This window comes from Sagittula sp. NFXS13, from assembly GCF_040148795.1.
Taxonomy (GTDB): Bacteria; Pseudomonadota; Alphaproteobacteria; order Rhodobacterales; family Rhodobacteraceae; genus Sagittula; species Sagittula marina.
Genome location: NZ_JAGEMH010000003.1, coordinates 105707 through 129949, shown reverse-complemented (window position 1 = coordinate 129949; position 24243 = coordinate 105707). Strand labels below are relative to the sequence as shown.

Below are 24243 nucleotides of genomic sequence, written 5' to 3'. Positions count from 1 at the left end.
CGTGGAAAAGCTGATCGTCATTGGCATTTTAATGGTCTTTTTCGGGGCAGTCTTTGCCCTGATCCATTTCAACTATCGCCGTGAGATGCGGGACCGGGCGCAGCGTCTGCCCACGCTGGACGATCAGATCGACGTACTGACGCGCGCCGGGCTGACGATCTCGCCGGGGCTGGGGCGGGACGACTTTCTGGCCTGGGGGCCGGAGCACAGCTATGCGCATGACCCCTGGCGGCTGATCCTGCTGACGCTGGCCTGCCGCACCGAGCAACCGGAGGGTCGGCCCTTCAGCCCGCGTGCCGCATTGCTGGACACCACCGCCGCGGTGGACACGAAGGAGCTTGCGCGGGTCACCGGGCATACGACACAGGCAACAACGCTCGACGCGGCGCTGGCGGATTGTGCCGCGCATGTGTCGGAGGGCTCCGGCCTGTATACGCTTGAAAACGGGACCGATCTGGCAGTATTCGTGCTGCCTGACCAAGGGGCCGCGCAGATCAACGCGCGGTATCCCGGCCTGTTGGAGCGCGTCTAATCACGCGGTGGACAGCCGCCCCGTGCTCTGCCAATGTCGGTCGACACAGGAGGAGCCTCATGCGCAAGTTTCTAGTGGTTCTGGATGACAGTCGGGAATGTCTCAACGCGATGCGGTTCGCCGCCATGCGCGCGTCGAAATCCGGTGGCGGCGTGGCCATTCTGTCGATCATCGCACCCGAAGAGTTCAATCACTGGATCGGCATTGGCGATATCATGCGCGAGGAAGCCCGCGAGCGCATCCACGCCCATTTCGAGGTCTTTGCCAAATGGATGCGCGACAAGCAGGGTGTCGATCCCGAGCTGGTGATACGTGAAGGGGATTCCGTGCAGGAGATCCTCGCCCACGTGAATGACGATCCCGAAATCGGCCTGCTGGTGCTGGGCGCCGCCGCCGACGGGAAGGGCCCAGGCCCGCTCGTGACACAGATGACGCGCAGCGCGGGGAGCCTGCCGGTGCCGGTGACAGTCGTGCCCGGAGACCTGTCGAAAGAGCGGCTCGAAGCGATCACCTGACCGCCCAAGCCGCCCCTCGGGTCAAATGGCGCCAAAGGCACTGATGGCCTGTGCGACCTTGCGATAGCCCGCAATGTTGGCCCCCTGGCGATAATCTGGCCGCCCGTCGCGCAGCTCTGCTTCGGAGACCACGTTGTCGTGGATGTTGCCCATGATCTGCTTCAGACGACGGCGGACCTCCTCGGCGGACAGGTATTGCCCGTGCGCGTTCTGGCTCATCTCCAGCCCGGAAATCGCCACGCCACCGGCATTGGATGCCTTGCCCGGCGCGTGTGCCAGCCCCTTTTGCTGCGCCAGACGCACAGCCCCGGCGGTCAGAGGCATGTTGGCCCCTTCGGAGATCATCGTGGCACCTGAGTCGATGGCCTTGGACAGGGCGTCCTCATCCATCTCGTTCTGCGTCGCGCAGGGCAAGAGCACCTGCGCCTCGACCGCGCCCCAAGGCTGCGCGCCGCGCGTGTAGCGCAGCCCCTTCGGCGCATCGTCCAGGCCACGTCCTGCGCCTTTGGCCTCCCGCACCCAGGCGATGTGATCCGCGGTCAGACCATCTTCGGCCAACAGCGCGCCGCTGCTGTCCGACAGGCTGACCACCGTTGCGCCCTCGGCAATGGCTTCTTCGGCGGCATGTGTCGCTACGTTCCCGGCCCCTGACACGGCGATCCGCGCACCGTTCAGATCACGCCCGGCCTGCGCCATCATGTGACACAAAAAATAGATCAGACCGTAGCCGGTGGCCTCGACCCGCATGGCCGATCCGCCAAAGCTTTCGCCCTTGCCTGTCAGCGCGCCGTGGAACTGGCCGCGGTGCTGCTTGTAGGCCCCGAAAAGAAATCCGATCTCGCGCGTGCCGACGTTGATGTCCCCCGCGGGCACATCGTGGTCCGGGCCGATGTACTTGCACAGCTCGGCCATGAAGGCATGGCAAAAGCGCATGATCTCATTGTTGCTGCGGCCCTTCGGGTCGAAATCCGACCCGCCCTTGGCACCGCCCAGCGGCAGCCCCGTCAGCGCGTTCTTGAAAACCTGTTCGAAGCCAAGAAATTTCAGCACCGATGGGGTCACTGTGGGATGAAACCGCAGCCCGCCCTTGTACGGCCCGATCGCGTTCGAGGTCTGAACCCGCCAGCCGCGATTGATTTGAACCGCGCCGTTGTCATCTTCCCACACCACGCGGAAAGAGATGATCCGATCCGGTTCGCTCAGCCGATCTAGGACCCGCGCACCGGCAAAGGCATGGTCATTTTTTTCCACCGTGATGGTGTCAAAGACCACCTCTTCTACCGCCTGATGGAACTCTTCTTCGTGCGGCGTGCGGGCGCGCAGGCGCTCCATGAAAGTCTCGGTCAGGGCGGCGCGACGGTCAGTCATAAGGGTCTCCTTTCAGGGTCTTGTCGCACACCTAGCCCGCAGCAGGCGTTGCTCAAGCAGTTTAGAACCGTTCCAAACCTTGACGTTTACCATCGGCTTCCGCATATAAGAGGGAGACCAAGGAAGGTGCCCGCGACATGTTCATTCAAACCGAATCCACACCGAACCCGGCAACGCTGAAGTTCATGCCCGGCCAGACCGTTCTGGACATGGGCACCGCCGACTTCCCCTCGCCCGAGGCCGCCGGTGCCTCCCCGCTGGCCAAACGGCTGTTTGCGGTCGACGGAGTCACCGGCGTTTTCTTCGGCAACGATTTTGTCACCGTGACAAAGACGGACAGCACGGACTGGGATCACATGAAACCCGCCGTTCTGGGCGCCATCATGGAACATTTCCAATCCGGCCAGCCGGTCATGTCCGACGGTGCGGCGCAGGCCGGGGGCCATGCCGCCCATGAGGGCGAAGACGGCGAGATCGTCGGCCAGATCAAGGAATTGCTCGACAGCCGCGTGCGTCCTGCCGTGGCACAGGACGGAGGCGACATCACGTTCCACGGCTTTGACCGCGGTGTTGTGTACCTGCACATGCAGGGCGCTTGCGCGGGCTGCCCGTCCTCGACGCTGACCCTGAAGATGGGCATCGAGAACCTGCTGCGCCATTACATCCCCGAAGTGACAGAGGTCCGTCCCGTCGCGGTCTGACCCCCCCGCGCTTTGACAGATATCGCAGGCCGTCCCTCGGGGCGGCCTTTTGCGTTTATCGCCCTCCTATGCGCAGGAAGCGGGTCGCCCGCAGCCCTGTTTGCATGCTGTTCTGAATGGGTCATAGGAGGTCTGTCATGTCAATTGTCCTGCCACTGTTGGTGTTTTTGTTTCCGCTGGCCTACAGCCCGGGTCCGGGCAACATGACCTTTGCCGCGAATGGCGCGCGGTTCGGTTTTGCCGCGACGCTGCCCGCCAACCTTGGCTACCATATTGCCACCTTGTGTGTCGCGCTGGCCATGGGGTTCGGCGCGCTGAGCCTGTTGAACGCGGTGCCGTGGCTGTTCACAGCGCTCAAGATCGCCGGGGCGCTGTATGTGCTGTGGCTGGCGATTGGTTTCCTGCGCGCAGAGCTGAGCGAGGATGCGCGGCGCCCCCGTCCCATCAGCTTTGCGGATGGTGTCGTCCTTTTGGTCCTGAACCCAAAGGCTTACCTGATCATGGCGCTGATGTTCTCGCAATTCCTGAACGGGGAGGACCTCACGACTGTGGTGGTGATCGCCACGGTGTTCACCCTGAACAACCTGCTGGCGTTTTGCGTCTGGACCTTGGCAGGCGATGTGCTGTTGCGTGCCTTTCGCAGTCCCGGTGCCGCGCGGCGGATGAACACGGGCTTTGGCGTGGCGCTGGCGTTGACGGCGGTCTGGATGCTGCTGGCGTGAGGCGGACATCGCTGCGCGGCCCACGTTGCGCCGCGCGGTTCGGCGGGGCATAAGACGGCATGATCCTTGCCTTCGACACCTCCACCGCCCATGTCATCGCCGCCCTGCTGGACGGGGACAGTTTGCGCGCCGTCAAGGCAGAACCCATGGCCCGCGGTCAGGCGGAACGGCTGATGCCGCTGCTCGAAGAGGTGCTGACCGAAGGCGGTGCCACATGGCAGGACGTCACCCGCATCGGCGTCGGCATCGGGCCGGGCAACTTCACCGGCATCCGCATCGCCGTATCTGCCGCGCGCGGTCTGGCGCTGGGCCTTGGGGTGCCTGCCGTTGGGGTGTCCACCTTTGACGTGATCCGCTCTGCCGAAGCTGGCACCGCCCGATACGCAGCCATCCCCGCCCCGCGTGACATGGTCTATGTGCAGTCCCAGGACGGCGAAATCGCGACCATGGCCGCTGCCGATCTGGAGGATCACGCGCTGCCGCCCGACCCTGCGCATTGGGCGGAACACATCGCGCGCGTGGCGGCGACCAAGCCGACGGGCACACGCCCTGCACCGCTGTATATCCGCCCGGCCGACGCCGCGCCGTCGAAAGAAGCCCCGCCGATCATTCTCGATGACGCCTGAAACGCTCGCCGATATCAGTGCCCGCGCCTACCGCCACATGCGTCCATGGACCGCGGCGAGCTTTGCGGACAGCCTCGCCAATCCGCACGCCCTGCTGAGCCACAGCGACCACGCCTTTGTCCTCGGACTGGTGATTGCCGGAGAGGCGGAGATTCTCGCGCTCGCCGCCGATCCCGACCACCAGCGCACAGGCCAGGCCAGCGTGGCGCTGGCCGCCTTTCACGCCGATGCCCAAAAAGCAGGCGCCGCTCAGGTTTTCCTTGAGGTCGCCCGGAGCAACGCCCCGGCCATCGCGTTCTATGAACGTCACGGCTATGCGGTGGCCGGTCTGCGCAAGGGCTACTATCCACAGCCCGGCGGTCCGCCCGATGATGCACTGGTCATGTCCCGCACACTCGCCTGACCCGCCGTGGCGTCAACGTTAACAGATGATGAAAACCGCCTTGACCCTCTCCCGGCGCTGCGTCTTGATGACACCATCAAAAAACCAGGGGGCGAAACGCCCCATCACTTGGGAGTTGAACCATGACCTTCATGCAGAAAACGCTCGGCACTGCTGCCGCGCTGGCGCTGACCGCCGGTGCCGCGCTGGCCGATCCGGCGCTGATCTACGATCTCGGCGGCAAGTTCGACAAATCCTTCAACGAGGCGGCCTTCAACGGTGCAGAGCGCTGGGTGAAAGAGACCGGCGGCAGCTATCGCGACATCGAGATGCAGTCCGAGGCGCAGCGTGAGCAGGCCCTGCGTCGCTTTGCGGAAGCGGGTTTCAACCCGGTCATCACAACCGGCTTCTCCTTTGCCGAGCCTATCAAGAACGTGGCATCGGATTACCCCGATACCAAATTCGTGAACGTCGATGGTTTCCTGCCGGAGATCCCAGAGAACGTGTCGCTGATTTCTTTCCAGGAACATCAGGGATCTTACCTTGTTGGCGTGCTGGCGGCGATGGCGTCCGAAACCGGCACGGTCGGCTTTGTCGGCGGCATGGACATTCCCCTGATCCGTCACTTTGCCTGCGGCTACGCACAGGGCGCCAAGGCCACCAACCCCGACATCAATGTCATCGCCAACATGACCGGGACGACGCCCGCCGCGTGGAATGACCCGGTGAAGGGCTCGGAGCTCGCCAAGGCACAGATCGGCCAGGGCGCCGACGTGATCTATGCTGCCGCCGGCGGCACCGGTCTGGGCGTTCTGCAAACCGCGGCAGATGAGGGCATCTACTCCATCGGCGTCGACAGCAACCAGAACTACCTGCACCCGGGCTCGGTTCTGACCTCCATGCTCAAGCGCGTCGACAATGCCGTCTTCGAAGCCATGTCTGACGGCGAAAACCTGGAAACCGGCAAGATGACGACCCTCGGCCTGGCCGAAGACGGTGTCGGCTATGCCGTGGACGACAACAACGCCGAGCTGATTTCCGACGAGATGACCGCTGCCGCCGAAGAGGCCAAGCAAAAGATCATCGACGGAGAGATCGAGGTGGTCTCCTACTACGAAAACGACAGCTGCCCGGCACTGGATTTCTGATCCGGCGCACTGCCAGCACACAAAACGATGCGCCTGCCCAAGTGGCGGGCGCATCCCTTTGATTGAACCGGGAACGCCGCCTCATGTCAGACCCCAGCGCTATTGACCCTGCCATCGAACTCAAAGGCATCTCCAAAGCCTTTGGCCCGGTTCAGGCAAACAAGGACATTTCCATAAGGGTGATGCCCGGCACGATCCACGGCATCATCGGGGAGAACGGGGCAGGCAAATCGACGCTCATGTCGATCCTCTACGGCTTTTACAAGGCTGACAGCGGCGAGGTCTGGGTGAACGGCCAGAAAAAGGACATCACCGACAGCCAGGCGGCTATCTCCGCAGGCATCGGCATGGTCTTCCAGCACTTCAAGCTGGTGCAGAACTTCTCCGTTCTGGAAAACGTCATCCTCGGGGCCGAAGACGGTGCCATGCTGAAGCCCAGCCTGAACAAGGCGCGCGGCTCGCTGAAGCACCTGGCCGAGGAATATGAACTGCAAGTCGACCCTGATGCGCTGATTGAAAACCTCTCCGTCGGCCACCAGCAGCGTGTCGAGATCCTCAAGGCGCTTTATCGCGAGGCCGACATTCTGATCCTCGACGAGCCCACCGGCGTGCTGACCCCCGCCGAGGCCGATCACTTGTTCCGCATCCTCGAAGGGCTGAAACGCGAGGGCAAGACGATCATCCTGATCACGCATAAACTGCGCGAAATCATGGAGATCACCGACACCGTTTCCGTCATGCGGCGCGGCGAGATGACAGCCACCGTCAAGACCGCCGAGACCTCGCCAGAGGAATTGGCCGAGCTGATGGTGGGGCGCAAAGTGTTGCTCCGCGTGGACAAGAAACCCGCTCAGCCCAAAGCGCCCATCCTCGAAATCGAGAACTTGCGCCACACCGACAGCCACGGCGTCGAACGTCTGAAGGGTATCTCGTTGCAGGTGCGCGCCGGCGAGGTTCTGGGCATCGCGGGCGTTTCTGGCAACGGCCAGTCCGAACTGCTGCACGTGCTGGGCGGCATGACAACCGCCACAGGCATCGTGCGCGTGAACGGGCAGGAGATCGACCTGACCGGCAAACATTCCGACGGGCAAAGCCGCCGCGCCCGTGGCATCGCGCATGTCCCCGAGGATCGCCACCACGAAGGGCTGATCCTCGACTACACGGCTTGGGAAAACACCGTCTTCGGCTACCATCAGGCCCCGGAGATCCAGTCGGGCTTTTTCATGGACAACGCCGCGATCAAGACCGAGGCGCAGGCCAAGATGGACCGCTACGACGTGCGCCCCCCCGATCCGAACCTTGCCGCCAAGAATTTCTCCGGCGGCAACCAGCAAAAGATCGTGCTGGCCCGTGAAATCGAGCGTGATCCCGACATTCTTTTGATCGGCCAGCCGACCCGCGGCGTGGATATTGGCGCCATCGAATTCATTCACAAGGAAATCATCCGCCTGCGGGACGCGGGTAAGGCGATCCTGCTGGTGTCTGTGGAACTCGACGAAATCCTCAGCCTCTCGGACCGCATTGCGGTGATGTTCGACGGCCAGATCATGGGCGAGCGTCTGCCGGACGAGACCAACCAGACGGAACTGGGCCTGCTGATGGCAGGTGTCACCGATACCGATGGCAAATCCGCCATCGCCGCTGTGGACGCGCAACTGCACGCCAAAGAAGCCCGCGAGGCTGCGCAACATGACTGACAATCCGAACAACGCGCCCCGCCCGCGTTTTCCTGCTGCAGAAACACCTGCGCCGGAGGCCTTCGTCCTCTTCACCCCCACCACGCTTCAAAGGAATGCGCCGCATGGATAAGATGCCTGCCTGGGCGGACGCCGTACTCGTCCCCCTGATCTCCATCCTCATCGCCGCCGTGCTTTCGGCCCTGGTGATCGCCGCGCTTGGGATGAACCCGTTCGAGGCGTTCCGGTTGATGGTCGAGGGCGCGCTGATGAAGTCTTCTGGCTGGGGATACACGCTTTATTACGCCACCAACTTCATCTTCACCGGCCTCGCGGTCTCTGTGGCGTTTCATGCCAAGATGTTCAACATCGGCGGCGAAGGTCAGGCGCAGATCGGGGGCCTTGGTGTGGCGCTGTGTTGCCTGTTCATCCCGTGGCCGCATTGGTCGCTGGCGCTGATCGGGGCGACGATTTCGGCCGCCGCCTTCGGGGCGCTCTGGGCCTATGTTCCGGCGATCCTGCAGGCCAAACGCGGCTCGCACATCGTCATCACCACCATCATGTTCAACTTCATTGCCGCCGCGCTTATCAACTACATTCTGGTCAACCTCCTGCGCCCCTCCGGTGGCATGGAACCGGCCACGGCCACCTTCCCGGAAGCCGTGCATCTGCCGACCTTTCAGGACATGTTCTCCACGGCGGACAACGTGCTTTTCCGTGGCTCGCCCGCCAATATCACGTTCTTCATCGCCATTCTCGCCTGCATCGCTGTCTGGCTGCTGATCTGGCGCACGCGGCTCGGCTACGAGATCCGCGCCTTTGGCCATTCCGAGACGGGCGCGAAATACGCGGGCATCTCCCCGGTCAGGATCACCGTGATCTCGATGCTGATTTCCGGTGCATTGGCGGGGCTGATGGCCATCAACGCCACCATGGGCGAGGCCGAGCGGCTGGTGCTGAACGCCTCCGAGGGGGCCGGTTTCATCGGCATTGCCGTGGCGCTGATGGGCCGGTCTCATCCGCTGGGGGTTTTCCTTGCGGCGCTGCTGTTTGGCTTCTTGTACCAGGGCGGGGCAGAATTGGCCTTTTGGGCGAATATCCCGCGCGAGCTGATCACGGTCATTCAGGCGCTGGTCATCTTGTTCACTGGTGCGCTCGACAACTTCGTCCGCTGGCCGTTGGAACGGCTCTTTCTCGCGACGCGCAAGAAGGGGACAGCATGAACAGCCGGGCCGAAACGCTGATCCTCAAGAGCAACCGATGCGACGTCTTTGGCTGGTTTCCAGCTCCGGATACGGACGTGCATCCCATGGACACGAACGGTGCCTTGCCCATCGCCCATAGCGATACGTCTGACCGCGGCGACAGGCTCGCCACCGTGGACGGCATCGTTTGGTTGCGCGGCCCTGCACAGAGGGCTGTCACGCTCGGAGACTGCACCCCGAGGGGCACTGCGCTGGAGGCGCCTTCACGGCACGTGGCCCTGACTGACCGGCTGGCGCGGATCACCCCGCAGGCCCGCCTGTCCAAATTTAACGACGCAAGAGGCTGACTTATGGATTTTGGCACTCTCATTCAGCTTCTGGAATCCACCATTCGCATGTCCACGCCGCTGCTGCTGGCCTGTCTTGCGGGTCTGTTCTCTGAACGTGCGGGCATTTTCGACATCGGCCTGGAGGGTAAAATGCTTATCGCCGCATTTTTCTCTGCGGCGGTTGCCTTCAGCACCGGGAACGTCTGGCTCGGACTTTTGGCGGGCATCGCGGCCTCTGTCGTGCTGTCTGCGATTCACGGGCTGGCCTCCATCACCTTTCGGGGCAACCAGCTGATCTCTGGCGTGGCGCTCAACTTTCTGGCCTCTGGCTTGACCGTGCTGATCGCGCAAAGCTGGTATAGCCAAGGCGGCAAAACCCCGACCCTGACCGGCGACGCCAGATTGGGCGAGGTCACATTGCCCTTTGCCGACGCTTTGCGGGACGTGCCTTTCATCGGCCCGATTTATGCCGACGTGATCTCCGGCCATGCCTCGCTGGTCTATGTGGCGTTTCTGGCGGTGCCGCTGACGTGGTGGGTGCTGTTTCGGACCCGCTTTGGCCTGCGCCTGCGCGCCGTCGGCGAATCGCCAGAGGCCGTGGACACCGCCGGGATTTCCGTGGTGCGGCTGCGGTTTACCGCCGTGATCATCTGCGGCGTTCTGTGTGGCATCGCCGGCGCCTATATGGCGACCGGGCTGCAGCCGTTCTTTGGCAAGGAAATGACCGCAGGACGGGGCTATATCGCGCTCGCCGCGTTGATCTTTGCCAAGTGGCGTCCGTGGTACGCGCTGATGGCCTGCCTGCTGTTCGGCTTCCTTCAGGCGCTGGCGATCCGGTTCCAGAACTTTGACATCGGGCCGTTTACGGTGCCTGTGCAGGTGATGGACGCGCTGCCGTATATCCTGACGGTCATCATCCTTGCGGGCTTTATCGGGAAGGCCATCCCGCCGCGCGCCGGTGGCGAGCCTTACGTCAAGGAGCGCTGACCGGGCGTAACATTCGAGAATATCACAGAGGGGGGAGCTTTGGTTCCCCCCTTCTTCATGTCGCTCACACGCCACGTTGAGCCGGCGGCCAATAAGTTTCTTTGCAAGACACCTTTTGACCGTTTGCTGCGCTTGCAAATACAGCCAAGCTGCGGCTAACAATGACCATGCAGGTGTACCTCCCCATTTCCGAAGTTGCCGTGAACGCCTTTGTCCTTTTGGGGCTGGGCGGGCTGGTCGGCGTGCTGTCGGGCATGTTCGGCGTCGGTGGCGGATTTCTTTTGACGCCGTTGCTGTTCTTTATCGGCATTCCTCCGGCCGTGGCCGTGGCCACAGGCGCGAACCAGATCGTGGCGGCGTCGTTCTCCGGCTTGCTGGCACATCTCAGGCGTAAGACAGTTGATCTGCGGATGGGGACGGTGCTGCTGATCGGCGGCCTTGTGGGGGCGGCCGTTGGCGTTTTCATATTCAACTACCTGAAAACGCTTGGCCAAGTCGATCTGTTGGTGCGCCTGTGCTATGTGGTCTTCCTTGGGATCATCGGTGGCCTGATGTTCATCGAGAGCCTCAATGCCCTGCGCAATGCGCGCCGCGGTGCGCCGCCCAAGCGCAAGAAGCATACTTGGATTCATGCCCTGCCGTTCAAGATGCGGTTTCGCACATCGGGTCTGTATATCTCGGTCATTCCGCCGCTTCTTGTTGGCCTGTCTGTCGGCGTTCTGGCGGCGATCATGGGGGTTGGCGGTGGCTTTATCATGGTGCCGGCCATGATCTACCTGCTGGGGATGCCGACCAAGGTGGTCGTGGGCACCTCGCTGTTTCAGATCATATTTGTCGCCGGTTTCACCACCATCTTGCACGCCACCACCAACTACACTGTCGATGTGGTGCTGGCGGTCTTGCTGATCCTTGGCGGCGTCATCGGTGCGCAGTTCGGCACGATCATCGGCACCCGACTGAAGGCGGAGCAACTGCGCATCCTGCTGGCAGCCATGGTACTGCTTGTCTGCGGCAAGATCGCGCTGGAGCTGCTGATCGAACCTTCCGAGCTGTACACTCTGGCCAAGCCGGGGGGCGTGTGATGCTGCGTCTCCTCGTTTTGCTGCTTGCGATGGCCAGCCCGGCGGCCGCGCAACCCGCCGAGGAAGTTGTGCTTGGCCTCTCCCAAGACACGGTCAGAATTTCCACCAACTTCGACGGATCGGAAATCCTGATCTTCGGGGCCATCAAACGCGAAACCGCACTAGAGCGTGATCCGTTGCAAGTGATCGTCACCGTGGCGGGGCCGCTCCGCCCTGTGGTGGTGCGCCGCAAGGAACGTGTGGCAGGCATCTGGGTGAACACAGCTTCGGTGGAGGTTGATTCCGCCCCGACATTCTACGCCGTAGCCACCTCTGCTCCCTGGTCAGAGGTGATCAGCCACACAGAAGACCTGCGCCACTCTGTCTCCATCCCTCGGGCGATCCGATCCGTGGGCGCCCCGATGGATGTGCTGGACAGCCAGGCCTTCAAGGACGCGCTGATCCGCATTCGCGGTGGCCGGAGCAGCTATCAGCTGCTCGAAGGGGCGGTGACACTGCGCCAGCAGACGCTGTTCGACACACGTATCGCCATGCCTGCCAATCTTACCGAAGGCATCTATCCCACGCGGATCCTGCTCACACGGAACGGACGTGTGGTGTCGCGGTTCGAAACAGAGATCAACGTAACCAAGGTCGGCCTGGAACGGTGGCTGTACATGTTGGCCCAGCAAGAACCGTTGCTCTACGGGCTGATGTCCATCGCCATTGCCATCGCCGCAGGTTGGGGCGCCTCTGCCGCCTTCCGTTTGGTCCGCTCCTCGTGAGCCGCGCCGCCCCCGGCAGGCGGGCGGAGTATCGCGCCTTTCGCGCCCTGCCTACGCGGTGGAAGGACAACGACGCCTACGGCCATATGAACAATGCCGAATACCTGTCGATCTTTGACACGGCCTTGTCGCTCTGGCAGCTCGACAATGGCATTGCCTTGCTTGGCCCGCAGGCGCTGCGTTTTTTGGTGGTTGAATCCGGGGTGCGCTACCATTCAGAAGCAGGCTTTCCGGACGTGATGCACTGCGGCTTACGCCTGCCGCATATGGGCCGGTCCAGCCTGAGGATCGAACTGGGGCTGTTTCGCAACGACCTCGACACAGCCTGCGCCGAGGCGTTCTTTGTTCAGGTCCTGACCGATGAGCACAGCCAGCCGATCCCCCTGCCCGACCCGTTACGCACTATCTTCGCAGAGATTTCTACCTGAAGTAGAAACTGTTGACAGGTATCATGCAGTCTCTACGGTGATTGTAGTGTTGTGATGCCGCCCTTCACACGCAGCAGCAGACAGTAGCAAACGCGCGGCCGGAAGATGCCAGGTCCACAGACCTGTATTTCGGTCCGCTTCGCCAGAAAGCGCAACGTGATCTCACAAGACTTCCAAGATGCTCTCACTTCCGATTTTACCGATGGACCGGAGAATTTAATCTGGAAAAAGCGCAAGGTTCTGAAATTCCTGCGTGAAAGTTTCGACATGGACGTGGCGTTCATATCGCGTTTCACCCAACAGGACCGCGTGTTCGAAGAGGTCGATAGCCGCCCCGGGCTACCGTTCACAATCAACCGCATGGATAAGTCTCCCTTGGAGCAAGGGTACTGCTCCCGCATCGCCCGCAATCAGTGCCCACAACTGATGACCGATGCCGGCGCTGAAGCCTGTGTTGCCGACATCGGAGAGACAGAGGCGTTTCCCATCGGCGGTCACATCAGCGTCCCGATCGTCATGAGCAGCGGCGACACCTACGGAATGCTCTGCGCCTTCAGCCGCACACCGCGCCCGGATCTGAAAGCGCACGACCTGGCCGTATTCACCCTGTTCGCGGAGCTTCTTGGCCGCGACATTGAGACTCTCGCGTTACAGCATGACGCGGACGACCATCTTTTGCAGGAGATGGTGAACGAGGCAGGTTTCTTCCTGCATCTCCAGCCGATCTGTGCGCTTCTGGATCAGAGGATTATCGGATACGAATTGTTGACCCGCTTCCCGGCGCATGTAGGCCTGACCGACGACGTCTTTGCCCGCGCGCGTCTTCTGGACCAGAAGGTGTCGCTGGAGGAACGCATTGCGGAGCACACGACCGACGTTTTGGACAGGCTGCCAAAAGGTCTTTTACTGAACATGAACTTCTCCGTCAGCTCCTTGTCCGATCTCGATTTCGCGCGTCTGTTTCCGCCTCACCATCGCAGGCGTCTGGTGCTGGAATTGACAGAGCATGAACGGGTCACCGATTACGACAGCATTGGCAACCGCATGGCAGAGCTGCGGGCAATGGGGTTTCGCATCGCCATCGACGATGTCGGGGCCGGGTTTTCCAGCTTTCGCCATGTGCTGAAGCTACGGCCCGACGTGATAAAGCTGGACCGCTCGCTGATCTCGGAGATCCACAAGAGCAGGCCGCTGATAAGTTTGTTGACCGGCTTTCAGAACTACGCACGGTTCCACAGCAGCACCATCATCGCGGAAGGCATCGAACATGCGAGCGAGATTGCCGCGCTCTCCCGCTTGGGCATCTTTGCCGGCCAAGGCTACTTGCTGGGCAAACCCCGCCCCTACCGCGAGGTTCTGGGTTAGCCCTTTTCATGGAAATAGGCGTAGATCCGTTCAGCCAGCGCCTCTGACACGCCCTCCACCGCTTTCAGATCGCTCAGATTGGCGCGGCTGACCGCCTTGGCAGAGCCGAAGTGCTGCAACAGCGCCCGCTTGCGCGAGGCGCCCACGCCGCTGATCTCGTCGAGCGGATTGGCCATCTGGCTTTTGGCGCGTTTCGCGCGGTGGGTGCCGATGGCAAATCGGTGCGCCTCGTCACGCAGCCGTTGAACGAAATACAGCACGGGGTCGTTGTGGCGCAGCGCAAAGGGGCGCGTGCCGATCCGGTGGAACTCCTCCTTGCCGTGATCGCGGTCGATGCCCTTGGCCACCCCGACGAAGGGCACGTCATCCACGCCCTGTTCGCGCATGATCTCGGCCACGGCAGACACCTGCCCGGCCCCGCCGTCGATCAGCATCAGATCCGGCCACAGCCCCTTGTCCCGGTCCGGGTCGTCCTTCTTTAGTCGCGTCAGGCGACGGTTCAGCACCTCTTTCATCATGCCAAAGTCGTCGCCCGGCGTCAGGTCATCGCCCTTGATGTTGAACTTGCGGTACTGGTTTTTCATGAAGCCATCCGGCCCCGCCACAATCATCCCGCCAACGGCGTTGGTGCCCTGAATGTGCGAGTTGTCATAGACCTCGATGCGCGCGGGCGGCTCTTCCAGCCCAAAGGCCTCTGCCAATCCGCTCAGCAGCTTTGCCTGCGTGGCGCTTTCCGACATCTTCCGTGCCAGGCTCTCCTTGGCATTGCGCAGCGCACCGTCCACCAGCTCGGCCTTCTCCCCGCGCTGAGGCACGTTGATCTCCACCTTGCGGCCCAGCTTCTCGGACAGCGCTTCGCACATCAGGTCGTCGTTCTCGATGCCATTGGACAGCAGCAACAACCGCGCCGGTTCTTTCTGGTCGTAGAACTGACCGATGAACGCCTCCATCACTTCGGGGGCGCCGACGTCCTCGCCGACCCTTGGGTAGAAATCCTTGTTCCCCCAGTTCTGGTTCGCGCGGATAAAGAAGACCTGCACACAGGCCTGTCCTCCCTCCATATGCAGGGCGATCACGTCGGCCTCTGCGGTACTTTGAGGGTTGATGCCCTGCGCGGTCTGCACCTGCGTCAATGCGCGGATACGGTCACGCAAGGCGGCGGCGCGCTCGAACTCCATCTCTTCGCTGGCCTTGGCCATTTCGCCGCCAAGCTTTTCCTGAATTTCAGTGGATTTGCCCGACAGATACCGCGCCGCGTCGCGGACCGAGGCTGCGTAATCCTCTTCGCTGATACGTCCGACACAGGGCGCGGAGCACCGCTTGATCTGCGCCAGCAAACAAGGCCGGGTGCGCCCCTCGAATTCGGAATCCGTGCAATTGCGCAGCATGAAGCCGCGCTGCAACTGGTTCAGCACGCGGTTCACGGCCCCGGCACTGGCGAAGGGGCCGAAATACTGGCCCTTCTCCTTCTTGGCGCCGCGGTGCTTCTTGATCTGCGGAAAGGCATGGTCGCTCACAAGGATGTTCGGAAAGGACTTGTCGTCGCGCAGCAGCACGTTGAATTTCGGCTTGAGCTGCTTGATGAGGTTCTGTTCCAGCAACAGCGCCTCTGTTTCGGTGCGCGTCGTCAGGAACATCATCGACGCCGTGTCAGAGATCATGCGCGATATGCGCCGCGAGTGCCCGTTGAGCCGCGCATAATTCGACACGCGGTTCTTTAGATTCCGCGCCTTGCCGACATAGAGCACACGGCTTTGGTCATCGAGCATCCGATAAACGCCCGGCGATCCATCCAGCGTGCGCAGGTAAGACTGGATCACCTCGACGCCCTTCGGGGCCTGCGTTTCCTGCGAAGTCTCGTCCATGTCTACCGTCCTGTTAACCAGGGTCCTCTATTTCGATTCTCGGTTTCGGCTGCAATGCAGCACGCCCCGGTTCAAGCCCCATTACATCCACCGTTTCTGTGGATAAGTCTGGTGGCAACTTACCATCAGAGGCAAATTCTCTAAGGTTTGAGGCCACTTCGCCGAAGCGCCCACTTTTTAATCACAAAAATAAGCCTTTGAATCCATTTAATAAAAATATAACGACCGCCCAAGTCATTGAGAAAAATAGTATTTTCTTAATACTTTCATCAAAGGTTCATGAAACGTGCACAACTTTTCCGGCAGCAGCTATTCCAGCCCCACCACGTCGGGTGTTTGCCATGCCAGATGCTGTCCACCGTCGATACAAAAGAGCTGCCCCGTCACGGCTTTGGCCCGCAAAAGGTAAACAAGCGCACCGGTGATATCCTCGGCATCCGCGCCGCGTTCCAGAACCGTCGATGCGCGCTGCTTGGCGAAATCCTCTTCGCTTTGACGGCCACCCCGCAGCGTCGGACCCGGCCCGATGCCGTTCACCCGAATGCGCGGTGCCAACGCCTGTGCGGCGGTCTGCGTCAGCGTCCACAACCCTGCCTTGGCGATGGTATAGGAGGCAAATTCCGGTGTCAGCTTGCGCACCCGCTGGTCGATCATGTTAACCACCAATCCTTGCGCGACTGGCTCCCCCCGGTCGTCCCGCACCGGATCGGGCACCTGTCCGGCAAAGCGCTGGATCAGCACGAACGGCGCGCGCAGATTGCTTTCGATGGCGCGGTCCCAACTGTCGCGAGTCGCCGTTTCAAGGTCGTCATGTTCGAAGATTGACGCACTGTTAACCAAGACTGTCAGCGGCCCACCCAAGGCATCTGCCGCGCGGGTGACCAGCGTCTCTGCCTCGGCCTCCTGCAACAAATCGGCCTGCACCGCCACAGCGTCACGGCCCATGTCGCGGATCTGGGTGGCGACCTCTTCAGCCGCCTCCTGAGAGCCGGCATAGTGCACGGCCACGTCACAGCCTTGCTCTGCCAGCGCCAGCGCCATGGAACGCCCCAGCCGTTTGCCTGCGCCTGTCACCAGCGCCCTCATCTTGGTCATGCTTCTGCCCCGCGTTATACGATCACAGCAACTACATAGCCGATATACAGACAGGACAAGAGCACGCCCCACACGCGGGTCAGATCCTTTTTCAAAAAGACGAAGGGGATCATCAGCAGCGAGGCCGCCAGCATGACACCCAGATCGAAGGTCAGCTCCGGCAGCTCAAACGGCATCGGCGCAATGATAGAGGCGACACCGATGATCGCGAGCAGGTTGAACATATTCGAGCCGATCACGTTGCCCAGCGCCACGTCGGCCTGCCGGCGCAAAGCAGCCATGACCGTGGTGGCAAGTTCCGGCAGCGAGGTGCCCACAGCCACCAGTGTCAGGCCGATCACCTCGTCAGAGACGTTGAACATGCGCGCGATTTCCGTCGCGCTGTCCACCAAAAGATCTGCCCCCACCGGAAGGCCAATCAGACCCAACAGCAAGAAGAGACCGATTTTCCACCAAGGCATGCTGGGGTCGGCGCCTTCGGGCTCTTCAAGCTCTTCGTCCAGCTCTCCGGCACGGCGATGGCGCAGCGCATCGCGGATCTGATCGAACAGGATCAAGCCCAGCACCGCAAGCAACACGATCCCGGATTTCCAATCGAAAGTCTCCCGCACCGCAAGCGCCAGAAACAGCAGCGTGGCAAACATCATCTGCAGATAGCTTTTGCGGGTATCATGGGTCGAGGTGTGCAGCACCGTCATGATCGCGGGGATGCCGAGCACCATCAACACGTTGGCCGTGTTGGAGCCGATCACATTCCCCAGTGCGATGCCCGGCGCATTCCGCAAGGCCGCTTGGACTGAAATCAACATTTCAGGGGCGGAGGTCCCAAAGGCGACGATGGTCAGTGACACGATCAGCGCGGGGATGCCCACGCGCAAAGACAGGTTCACCGCGCCTTTGACCAAGGCATCGCCGGCCAAAAGCAGGATAAGTAGCCCAAGGACCGCGTAGACAAAAACCATTTAGTGAGTTCCCTTTTCGCAAGCACAGGGGCCTTTTCCGATGGAATAGCGCCCACACTTTGCACATTTTTCTGCGTCCAGCCGCACCTTGTCGCGCATGCCTTTCAGCCGTCGTGCGGTCTTGGTCCGCCAGCCGCCAAACATGCCGAGCACGCCCATGATCAGCAAAAACAGCAGGACCAGTTTGGCGATCAAAGCCCGAACCGCGCGTAATCGGCGCGTTCCTCGACCTCGGCCAACACGCCTTGGGCCACGCCTTGCGCCATGTCATGGCCCATGGAGAGACCAAACCGCGGCAGCAGTGGTTTCTTGGCGGAGAAGCGTTTGAACTGAACCTTGTCGCCGTAAAGCTCTTTCATCTTTGGCACCAGATGACCGATACCGTCGGCAAGTCCTTGATCGACAGCGCCCTGCCCGACCCAGATTTCCCCGGTGAAAAGATCAGGGTTGGCGGCGAGCGTGTCGCCGCGCCGCGTCTTGATTTGTGTGATGAACGTGTCGTGCAATTGTCCAAGCAGACGTTCCAGCCGCTCCACGTCCTCTTCGGTTTCCGGACGGAAAGGGTCGAGCATGGATTTTGATTTGCCCGCCGTGTGCACACGTCGTTCGATGCCTTGCTTTTGCATGAACACATGAGCGCCGAAGCCCGAGGAGATCACCCCGATCGAACCGAGGATGGACGATGGATCGGCCCAGATCTTATCTGCCGCCGACGCAATCCAGTAGCCGCCAGAAGCGGCCACATCTTCGACAAAGGCGTGGACGGGGATGTTTTTTTCGTCTGCAAGCCTCCGGATGCGGGCACCGATGAGCGAGCTTTGCACAGGTGAACCACCCGGCGAATTGATTTCCAATGCGATGGCGTCGGGCTTCGTCTTGAAGGCCTTGTCCAGCAGAGGCGCGATGGAGCGATCACTTAGATTGCCACGGGCGGGCACGGAAATTGCACCTTGCAGGCGCACAACAGCGACCCGGGGCGAGCTTTTGACGAATGGGATCCAGCGTTTCATGTCTTTGCATGTAGAGACGCTTGGCACTGCCGACAAGCACCGCAGACAAAGAAGCTGTCCCATATTTCGGAATGCAGGGAAACGACTTCGCTGCGTTCAGGCGACAAGCGCGTCGGTGGGGCGCTGCACCCGGCCCGCCTGCGGCGGCCTCCCCCGGTGTCATTGTGACAGCCGTGAGGCCGGGGGCGCGTCGTACAGAGGTCAGAAGAACGATTGCGGGTCGATGTCGATTGCGATGCGTGTTTCGCCTTTGAGTTTGACCGGGCGGGTCCAGTCGGTGAGGGCATTTTGCAGCATCACCTCCTTGGGGCCACGCACCAGCATACGCACGCGGTGGCGACCGCGCACACGCGCGATGGGGGCCGGTGCCGGACCGTAGACCTGCGCGTCCACCCGGCGCAGCGGACCATCGTTGCGCGCAAGCCAGTTGCCGATGTCGAACAGCTCCTGCGGCTCGGTGCCGGACAGGATGATCGCTGCGAGGCGGCCGAAGGGGGGCATGCCGCCAATGCGGCGTTCATCCGCCTCGGCGCGCCAGAATGCCTCCTCGTCGCCGGCCAGAATGCCCCGGATCACGGGGTGTTCCGGCTGATAGGTTTGCAGCAGAGCTTGCCCCGGTTTTTCGGCGCGACCGGCACGGCCCGCGACCTGTCGCATCAGTTGGAAGGTCCGCTCTGCCGCGCGCAGGTCGGAGCCTTGGAGCCCCAGGTCGCTGTCGATCACCCCCACCAGTGTCAGCAGTGGGAAGTTGTGGCCCTTGGCCACAAGCTGGGTGCCGATGATGATGTCCGCGCCGCCCATGGCGATGCTTTCGATATGGGCCTTGAGCTCTCGCGCTGTGCCATAAAGGTCAGAGGACAGAACTGCGATGCGCGCGTCGGGGAACAGCTCCTGCGCCTCTTCGGCAAGTCGTTCGACCCCCGGACCCACGGCGGCCAGCTTCCCTTCGACCTCGCAGCTGGGGCAGACCTCCGGCATGGGTTTGGATTCACCGCATTGGTGACAGACGAGACGTTTCAGAAAGCGGTGTTCCACCATGCGCGCATCGCAGTGGTCGCAGCCGATCTGCATCCCGCAGGCCCGGCAGAGCGTCACAGGCGCATAGCCGCGCCGGTTGATGAAAAGCAGAGCTTGTTCCTTGCGCTCCATCCGCTGTTTGACCGCCGTGGCGAGGCGTGGAGAGATCCAGCGGTTCGACGCCAGCTCTTGCGAGCGCATGTCGATGGGCTTCATCTCCGGCATAACCGCGGGGCCGAAGCGTGAGGTCAGCACGAGACGTTTGTACTTGCCCAGATCCGCATTCACCCAGGATTCCAGCGACGGTGTCGCAGAGGCCAGCACCACCTGCGCGCCAAGAATGGAGGCCCGCAGCACTGCCATATCGCGCGCATTGTACAAAACGCCTTCTTCTTGTTTGTAAGAGGTGTCGTGTTCCTCATCCACAACGATCAGTCCAAGGTTCTGAAACGGCAAAAAGAGCGCGGAGCGGGCGCCGACCACCACTTGGGCACGCCCTTCTCCGATCATCCGCCAGACGCGTCGCCGCTCTGTCATGGTCACGCCGGAGTGCCATTCTGCGGGCCGCGCGCCGAACCGCGCCTCCAGCCGTTGCAGGAATTCGCCGGACAGGGCGATCTCGGGGAGGAGCACCAGCGCCTGTCGCCCGGCGCGCAGACATTCCGCCACGGCCTCCAGGTAGACCTCGGTCTTGCCCGACCCTGTGACGCCCTTCAGCAAGGTCGTTCCATAGCGGCCAGAGCGCACGCCCTCTGACAGCACCGCCGCCGCGCCCGCCTGATCGTCGGTCAGGTCCTTCCCGCCATATTCAGGATCAAGCCGCGGAAAGGGGGTGTCGCGGGGGCTTTCTTCCTCCCGGATTGCGCCGGATTTCACCAGCCCCTTCACCACCGAGGAGGTTACGCCAGCGGCATCTGCCAGTTCTTTCAACGTCAGTGAGAGACCGCCCATTTCGGCGGCGGCCTCCAGCACGCGGCGGCGCGCGTCGGTCATGCGCGGCGCCTCGCCCTCGCCCAGACGATAGACCTTTCGCATGGAGGGTGGATCGCCAAGGCCCGGCGCACGGGTCGCCAATCGAAGCATCGCAGCCATGGGCGTCAGCGTGTAAGCGCCGGCCTTCTCAAGGAAAACGCGCATTTCCTCTCGCATCGGCGGCGCATCCAGAACCCGCAACACCGCGCGCAATTTGGAAGCGTCGAAATCGCCCGCACCCGGGCCCCAGACCACCCCCAGCACCTTGCGCGGTCCCAGCGGCACCTCGACAAAGGCCCCCAGAAAGCAGCCGCCCTCTGGCGCACGGTAATCCAGCACCCTGTCCAACGGTTGGGTCGTAAGAACGCCGATGCGTTCGCCTGCGTCAAAGAATTCCTGCATCTCTTTCAGATGGCCCAACCGCCGCTTGCGCGCAACGCCCCTGCGGCATGTTCATCAAAATATCCCTGTCAAAGGCCATGGCTTTGCTTGCTTCACCGCATGTGAGCCAGCATTCAACCCAAAGGCGATTTGGGGAGCACTATTTACGGGTTATGATACTTTTTGCCATGACGAACGGCGGCGCCCCTGCCCCTTGTGTATCCTCGTCCTCGTGAAATGGACCCGTGGCTTGGACACAGCGCACCAGTTGCCGGCATCAAAATTTACCTGGATATGAATCACGTCAACGCAATAGGTTACGAAGATCTCGCCAACGTCATCCCAGCTTGAAAATCGACACGGGTTAATGAAAAATTTTCACAACTTTTTCATCGCCCGTGAGAATTTTTGCGACCGGCTGCAACCCCCTGCACAGTCTGAAAATTTCGCCCCCGGGTTGCGCTCGGCATTTACCGCCAATTCCCTTCTGCCACCCCTCCTCCTCATTTCCGGTGGGAACGAACCGAGCTTTCGTCGGGTTGGGGGCTCAGAAACCAACGGGACAGCAACAATTCCGGGTTTGACCAAAAGAGTTCATCAGGGAGCAACTCATGACCAATATCTCCATTCGCCATCTTCTTGGCACCTCCGCACTTGTTCTTGCCGGCACCGCCGGGATGGCGTCAGCGCAAGCGACTGACACAAACGACGGCGATGCTTGCCAGGACTTGGCGCAGTTGATTGAGACGTCCGGCGACAACGGCGTATCCATGGAGCGTTTGAACAACGTGATCGACCAAGATGCCGAGCAGCGTTGCCTCGTTGTTCTGCAAGACGTTGAAGAAGCCGGTGGCCTTCAGGCGTTCATGAGCGACGAAGACCGCAGTTCCGAGACCTTCGCAGCGGCTGAAAAGCTGGACGCCGAAGTTGATGCGACGCGTCAGGTGTCGGAGCAGGAAACAGTGACCGAAACTGTTGAGATCGAGCGCACTGCCATCGTCGAAGGCGAAGTCGCCGTCGCCGTGCCGCAGCCAGATGTAAACATCGAACAAGGCAACGCGGATGTTACTGTGACGTCGCAGGCGCCGTCGGTCGATGTGGAACAGCAGCAGCCCACCATCACCGTTCGCCAGCCGCAGCAGATCATCACGATGGATATGCCCGCGCCGACCATCACGATCGAACAGGCTGCGCCTGAGATCATCATCACCATGCCCGATCCCACGGTGAACGTTGGCAACATGCAGCCGCAGGTGGACGTCGTCATGGCCGATCCGACGGTACGTGTGGAGCAGGCCGACCCGCAAGTCGCTCTTGATCTGAACGCCCGTATCGTGGAACCCGACGAAGCCGAGCGGCTCGCAGCGGACAATGATGGCGCAGCGCCCGTCACCACCACCATGTCCCAAGACGAAGGTGAGCCGAACGTGACCACACAGGTTGCCGAGGCCATGGTGAAGCACAATGAAGCCGGCGAAGCGCAGGTCAACATCTCCCGCGTCGATCCGATCGTGAACTACGAAGGGTCCGAACCTGAAATCCGCTACTCGATGGCAGAGCAACCCACCGTGCAGGTCAACCAGACCGGTGAGCCGAAGGTGACATTCCAGCAAGCCAATGCTGAAGGCGCCACTGGCAACGACACCGAGATGCAACAGGATGCCAACGGCGCGCCAATGTTGAAGGAAGACATGGACGCGGAGCAGCAGCAGGCCGAAGCCGACCCGATGCTGTCGGAAGACGAGCAAGCTGCTGACGCAACTGCGCAGGCTGATCCGGCTCTGACAACTGACGAGCAGGTCGAGCAAGCTCAAGGCGACGCCATGACCGACGAGACCATGGATGACAGCCAGCGCGCCTACATGTCTGACGAAGAGAACGCTGAAGCGTCCAACGCAGGTGACGCGATGTCGCTGACCGTTGCCGAGCTTGAGGGCATGACCGTTTATGACGAAAACGGTGACTCCATCGGTGACATCGGCCGCGTGCTGACCAACTCTGAAGGTGCCGTGGAACGTGCGGTGATCGACATCAGCGGTTTCTTGGGTATCGGCGCACGCTCCGTGGCCGTCCCGCTCACCGATCTGTCGGTTGAGGGCGAAGGCAACGACATGCGTATCTCGGCACAGTACACCGAAGATCAACTGCGTGACATGCCGCGCTACCAAGACTAATTAGCACTTTGCTAGACATTTGGGCCGCCCCATCGGGCGGCCCTTTTTGGTTGTCAGATGTGGGGGTTCAAACGTTGGGTTCGCCTTGCAACCCAAGCACTTTGCGGAAGCCTGTCCAGTAGCCGGGCAACTTCGGTGCATCCTGCAAACCGGGCAGCGCTTCGTCCGCCCAAGGGGCCATGTCCCGCTTCACGAAATCACGGCCCCACGCAAGATAGGCCTGCGCATCGTCGGGCCGTAGACGACAGGCCGATCCCACAAGCCCAACGAGTGTTTCGGCAGGTGAATACCATTCATCCTGAATGCCGGTCACCTTGCGCTGCAAAAGTGGGCCCACCAGTCGCATCAAACGCTTTTCAGAAAACGTCAGCAGCATTTTCCCCATTTCGTCACGCGAATAGTGGATAAGCGGAGGAAATGTATCAAAGAATACCGCCTGACCGTCAACGATGGCGAAGTTGCGGATCGACGGGTGAAATCCGATGCGCCCGTCATAGCCTTCGGCCCAATGCCAAAAGCGCGCGATCACCTGACCGGCGGCTTCCATCATCTCGACCGTCTTGTCCACCGGCTCTGATTGCATCAGCGGGCGCATCAGGTCTGCCGTGTTCAATGCGTGTTGCACGACGACCGGGACCACCGCACCCGCCATGTCCACCAGATGGAATTCCGTCTCGGGCAGTGGCACCCCTGCCCCGCGCAGCGCGGTGACATAATCGGCGTGACAGGCGGCAAGCTTGTCCATCTGAGCCCGCGTGCCGGAGCCGCGATAGACCTTCACCACACGATCCGCCAGCGGTCCGGACGATGGACGGAAGGGCGCGGTGAAATACCCCAGCTTGGAAATTGGCTGGCCGGAGCTGCGCTCATGCGCCTCAACAGCGGCGATGATATCGGCGTGCTCGGTCGTGTGCGGGCTGGCGTCGGTCATGGGCAT

Annotated in this window: 23 protein-coding genes; 16 read left to right on the top strand and 7 right to left on the bottom strand. The window is 61.6% G+C overall.

The annotated features are described in order from the left end of the window. Position 1: 1 nt before the first annotated feature. Both J4E08_RS08355 and J4E08_RS08350 read left to right on the top strand, forming a co-directional pair. Complete coding sequence (locus J4E08_RS08355) at positions 2 to 532, top strand: hypothetical protein (protein ID WP_349538083.1); 531 nt, start codon at positions 2 to 4, stop codon at positions 530 to 532. Positions 533 to 591: 59 nt separating this feature from the next. Further along, complete coding sequence (locus J4E08_RS08350) at positions 592 to 1047, top strand: universal stress protein (RefSeq protein WP_349538082.1); 456 nt, start codon at positions 592 to 594, stop codon at positions 1045 to 1047. A 21-nt stretch (positions 1048 to 1068) separates the two neighbouring features. Here the strand turns inward: J4E08_RS08350 and gdhA are convergent, their stop codons facing one another. After that, a complete protein-coding gene (gdhA, locus tag J4E08_RS08345; protein WP_349538081.1) occupies positions 1069 to 2415 on the bottom strand; it encodes an NADP-specific glutamate dehydrogenase in 1347 nt (448 codons plus the stop codon). Positions 2416 to 2552: 137 nt separating this feature from the next. Between gdhA and J4E08_RS08340 the strand changes: the two genes are divergently transcribed. The 13 genes from J4E08_RS08340 (at position 2553) to J4E08_RS08280 (ending at position 13830) form a co-directional block, all read left to right on the top strand. Beyond that, positions 2553 to 3116, top strand: coding sequence for a NifU family protein (locus tag J4E08_RS08340; RefSeq protein WP_183963765.1), 564 nt, complete (start codon positions 2553 to 2555; stop codon positions 3114 to 3116). A 137-nt stretch (positions 3117 to 3253) separates the two neighbouring features. Next, the gene (locus J4E08_RS08335) at positions 3254 to 3838 is read left to right on the top strand and encodes a LysE family translocator (RefSeq protein ID WP_349538080.1); all 585 of its coding nucleotides are present in this window, start codon (positions 3254 to 3256) and stop codon (positions 3836 to 3838) included. Positions 3839 to 3897: 59 nt separating this feature from the next. Then, complete coding sequence (tsaB, locus tag J4E08_RS08330; RefSeq protein ID WP_349538079.1) at positions 3898 to 4464, top strand: tRNA (adenosine(37)-N6)-threonylcarbamoyltransferase complex dimerization subunit type 1 TsaB; 567 nt, start codon at positions 3898 to 3900, stop codon at positions 4462 to 4464. Next, the gene (locus J4E08_RS08325; protein WP_349538077.1) at positions 4454 to 4867 is read left to right on the top strand and encodes a GNAT family N-acetyltransferase; all 414 of its coding nucleotides are present in this window, start codon (positions 4454 to 4456) and stop codon (positions 4865 to 4867) included. The genes tsaB and J4E08_RS08325 overlap by 11 nt, the downstream gene beginning before the upstream one ends. Positions 4868 to 4989: 122 nt before the next feature. Next, positions 4990 to 5994 carry a BMP family lipoprotein gene (locus J4E08_RS08320; RefSeq protein ID WP_349538076.1) on the top strand — a complete coding sequence of 335 codons (1005 nt, stop codon included), beginning with the start codon at positions 4990 to 4992 and terminating at the stop codon, positions 5992 to 5994. Positions 5995 to 6077: 83 nt separating this feature from the next. Then, positions 6078 to 7691 (top strand): ABC transporter ATP-binding protein, encoded by a 1614-nt coding sequence (locus J4E08_RS08315; protein WP_349538075.1) that lies wholly within the window; start codon positions 6078 to 6080, stop codon positions 7689 to 7691. A gap of 104 nt (positions 7692 to 7795) precedes the next feature. Next, complete coding sequence (locus J4E08_RS08310) at positions 7796 to 8893, top strand: ABC transporter permease (protein ID WP_349538074.1); 1098 nt, start codon at positions 7796 to 7798, stop codon at positions 8891 to 8893. Further along, positions 8890 to 9222 (top strand): hypothetical protein, encoded by a 333-nt coding sequence (locus J4E08_RS08305; protein WP_349538073.1) that lies wholly within the window; start codon positions 8890 to 8892, stop codon positions 9220 to 9222. The genes J4E08_RS08310 and J4E08_RS08305 overlap by 4 nt, the downstream gene beginning before the upstream one ends. A gap of 3 nt (positions 9223 to 9225) precedes the next feature. Next, positions 9226 to 10191 (top strand): ABC transporter permease, encoded by a 966-nt coding sequence (locus J4E08_RS08300; RefSeq protein ID WP_183963781.1) that lies wholly within the window; start codon positions 9226 to 9228, stop codon positions 10189 to 10191. 167 nt (positions 10192 to 10358) lie between these two features. Continuing rightward, complete coding sequence (locus J4E08_RS08295; RefSeq protein ID WP_349538072.1) at positions 10359 to 11273, top strand: sulfite exporter TauE/SafE family protein; 915 nt, start codon at positions 10359 to 10361, stop codon at positions 11271 to 11273. Then, the gene (locus J4E08_RS08290) at positions 11273 to 12037 is read left to right on the top strand and encodes a TIGR02186 family protein (protein WP_349538071.1); all 765 of its coding nucleotides are present in this window, start codon (positions 11273 to 11275) and stop codon (positions 12035 to 12037) included. The genes J4E08_RS08295 and J4E08_RS08290 overlap by 1 nt, the downstream gene beginning before the upstream one ends. Next, the gene (locus J4E08_RS08285) at positions 12034 to 12465 is read left to right on the top strand and encodes an acyl-CoA thioesterase (RefSeq protein ID WP_343055859.1); all 432 of its coding nucleotides are present in this window, start codon (positions 12034 to 12036) and stop codon (positions 12463 to 12465) included. The genes J4E08_RS08290 and J4E08_RS08285 overlap by 4 nt, the downstream gene beginning before the upstream one ends. A gap of 156 nt (positions 12466 to 12621) precedes the next feature. Then, positions 12622 to 13830: a sensor domain-containing phosphodiesterase gene (locus tag J4E08_RS08280; protein ID WP_349538070.1), complete on the top strand. Its 1209-nt coding sequence runs from the start codon at positions 12622 to 12624 to the stop codon at positions 13828 to 13830. On the opposite strand, the gene uvrC is transcribed toward J4E08_RS08280, so the two are convergent. From uvrC to J4E08_RS08255, 5 genes are all read right to left on the bottom strand, one after another. Next, the gene (gene uvrC, locus J4E08_RS08275; protein ID WP_349538069.1) at positions 13827 to 15695 is read right to left on the bottom strand and encodes an excinuclease ABC subunit UvrC; all 1869 of its coding nucleotides are present in this window, start codon (positions 15693 to 15695) and stop codon (positions 13827 to 13829) included. The genes J4E08_RS08280 and uvrC overlap by 4 nt on opposite strands. A gap of 309 nt (positions 15696 to 16004) precedes the next feature. Next, complete coding sequence (locus J4E08_RS08270; RefSeq protein ID WP_349538068.1) at positions 16005 to 16790, bottom strand: SDR family oxidoreductase; 786 nt, start codon at positions 16788 to 16790, stop codon at positions 16005 to 16007. A gap of 14 nt (positions 16791 to 16804) precedes the next feature. After that, complete coding sequence (locus J4E08_RS08265) at positions 16805 to 17752, bottom strand: calcium/sodium antiporter (RefSeq protein WP_349538067.1); 948 nt, start codon at positions 17750 to 17752, stop codon at positions 16805 to 16807. 191 nt (positions 17753 to 17943) lie between these two features. Next, the gene (locus tag J4E08_RS08260; protein ID WP_349538066.1) at positions 17944 to 18762 is read right to left on the bottom strand and encodes a S49 family peptidase; all 819 of its coding nucleotides are present in this window, start codon (positions 18760 to 18762) and stop codon (positions 17944 to 17946) included. A gap of 201 nt (positions 18763 to 18963) precedes the next feature. Continuing rightward, entirely contained in the window at positions 18964 to 21153 is a 2190-nt protein-coding gene (locus tag J4E08_RS08255; protein ID WP_349538065.1) for a primosomal protein N', read from the bottom strand. A 590-nt stretch (positions 21154 to 21743) separates the two neighbouring features. On the opposite strand from J4E08_RS08255, the gene J4E08_RS08250 reads away from it, so the two are divergent. Further along, positions 21744 to 23306 (top strand): PRC-barrel domain-containing protein, encoded by a 1563-nt coding sequence (locus J4E08_RS08250; protein ID WP_349538063.1) that lies wholly within the window; start codon positions 21744 to 21746, stop codon positions 23304 to 23306. A gap of 67 nt (positions 23307 to 23373) precedes the next feature. Here J4E08_RS08250 and J4E08_RS08245 read toward each other — a convergent pair whose 3' ends face one another. Beyond that, a complete protein-coding gene (locus J4E08_RS08245) occupies positions 23374 to 24237 on the bottom strand; it encodes a DUF6206 family protein (protein ID WP_349538062.1) in 864 nt (287 codons plus the stop codon). Between the last annotated feature and the right edge of the window lie 6 nt (positions 24238 to 24243).